This window comes from Mesorhizobium sp. WSM4829 (genome assembly GCF_055811475.1).
This window is the reverse complement of record NZ_JBVVQJ010000011.1, coordinates 177145-179318: the sequence shown is the minus strand read 5'-3', so window position 1 is coordinate 179318 and position 2174 is coordinate 177145. Positions and strand designations below refer to the sequence as shown.

Sequence of the window (2174 nt, the reverse complement as noted above, 5' to 3'; positions counted from 1 at the left end):
GCGCTGATCAGTCCGGCCCATGCCGGAGAGCACGGCGTCCAATGCCGTCAGCTACACCACGCCAGTGGGCACGATCAAGCCGACCGATGGCGGCGCCCGATCGGCGGCGTCGAGGTAACGCTTCGTCGCCTGACAGCTCTGAAGAATCCGTTCGAGGAGCTCCACATCGGCTTGTCGGTGCGTGGCCGATCCGGCTTCTCTGGCTCCCAGCACAAGCAGATGCACGGCCAGGATCGGTTCTATCTCGTGCCAGTTCGGACCTGCATCCTGACGAATCCAGATCTGTCCAAACAGGTGCATTCCGCAAAGCGATCGGGATTTCATTTCGATGCGCAGCACGGCATGCCGCGACGGCAGGGAAATCTCCACGCAATCGAAGTTCCGTTCTCCGATGCGGTGGAACACCGGAATCCCGGAATTCAGCTCACGCAAATAGCTGTTTGCGAAGGCTCGAAACGTTGCCTGTTCTGCTGCAATCTGATTCTTGTCGATCATTCGTTGCGGACGCCATGTCGCACAGACGCCGGGCAGGCGCTCTGTGCTGAGTTTCAAAGGTTTTGATGGCGCCGCGCGTGAAGGGCCAGCCTTGCTGCGGCCGCGGCTAAAACTAAACTACGATTGTCATGTTATCCTAGTCAGCTGCGCGGATCAACCTCCGAAGGCGGTCATCTGGGCAATGCCGGCAATGGATGCTTTACGCCCGTTCGAGCAGGCACTGCCGCAAGGAACTGGTCGCACTCGTCTTTTGGGCCGCAGCGAAGCGCGGCTTTGGAGAAGCGCCGGGAAGATCGGCAATGGGCGAAGCCGCCGGTCACGATGGGCTGTGAAATATATTTCTGTCTGTGAATTTTATTGACACTCGAGCCAACTGCTGCGAATGATCAACTGCTGGGCCTCGGGAGGAGGTTCGGCCTCATCAACCACAAGCGGCGGCACGCAAGTGTCCGACCGCCCATTGACCAGGCTTCGGCCGAGGGAGGACTCTTGCGCAAATTTTTGAGCATGCTCGCCATTTCGGCAGCCGCCACCACAGTGTTGGGGGCAAGCCACGCCGCTGCCCAGGCCGCTAACCCGTTCAAATGCGAACCGGGTGAAAAATACGTCATGAACGTCATGGTTTCCGGCGTCGAATATTGGTTCCCGGTCTACGAGATGTTCAAGCAGGCTGGAAAACAGTTCGGCTGCGAGACCGAATATACCGGGACCCCCGAATACGACGTGAACAAGCAAATAGCGACGTTCGACCAGGCGCTGGCTCAGAAGCCGGCTGGCATCCTGGTCCATCCGATGAACTCCGATCCCTTCATCGAGCCAATCAATCGGGCCATTGAGCAGGGAACGGCAGTGGTCACATTCGCCGCAGACTCGCCCAACTCCAAACGCGTATCCTACATCACCTCCGACAACGTCGCCGAAGGCACCTATGCCGCCGATGCAGTCGCCAAGGCGATGGACGGCAAGGGCGAATACGCGGTCCTCGAAAACCCCGGACAGGACAATCACGACAAGCGCATTGCCGCCTTCATCGCCCGCATGGAAGCCAAATGGCCGGATATGAAGCTCGTCGGCCGCGCTGCGTCGAACCAGGATGCGACGAAGGCCTACCAGGCCGTGCTCAGCCTTGCTCAGGCGCATCCCGATCTGGGCGCGGTGTTCATGCCGGAAGCCAACTCGGCAATCGGCGCAGCTCAGGCCGCCAAGGAAGGCGGCGGCAAGATCCGGGTCATGCTGGCCGACGTCAACGCCAAGATCCTCGACATGATCAAGGCCGGCGAAATCTTTGGCTCAGTCAACCCGAACCAGGGCATGCAGGGCTATATGGGATTCATGCTGCTGTGGCTGGCCAAGCATCCTGAACTGATCGATCCGATGAACGACGCCCGGCGGTCGGGCTTCAACGGCATGAGCGTGCCCTTCGTCGACAACGGCTTTTCCATCGTCACCGCGGAAAATGCCGATGATTTCTATTGGGACGCCTACCTCAAGCGGCGCGGCACCAAGGGCATCGAGGAATAAGGCCCGCCGCTCTCGGAGCTCCTTCGGAATGCTCGACCGGGCGGGGGGGGGGGGGGGGGCGCCCGCCCCCCCCCCCCCCCCCCAAAAAAAAAAAAAAAAAAACACAAAAAAAAAAAACGCAAAAAAAAAAAAAACACCACTAGAAAAAAAAAAAAACG

The 2174-nt window shown here is 59.1% G+C and carries 2 protein-coding genes; one reads left to right on the top strand and one right to left on the bottom strand.

Going from position 1 to position 2174, the window contains the following annotated elements:
• Nucleotides 1–51: 51 nt before the first annotated feature.
• Nucleotides 52–495, bottom strand: coding sequence for a hypothetical protein (locus AC0L17_RS13775; RefSeq protein WP_473516214.1), 444 nt, complete (start codon nt 493–495; stop codon nt 52–54).
• A gap of 489 nt (nt 496–984) precedes the next feature.
• On the opposite strand from AC0L17_RS13775, the gene AC0L17_RS13770 reads away from it, so the two are divergent.
• Nucleotides 985–2016: a substrate-binding domain-containing protein gene (locus tag AC0L17_RS13770; protein WP_027156384.1), complete on the top strand. Its 1032-nt coding sequence runs from the start codon at nt 985–987 to the stop codon at nt 2014–2016.
• Nucleotides 2017–2174 lie beyond the last annotated feature (158 nt).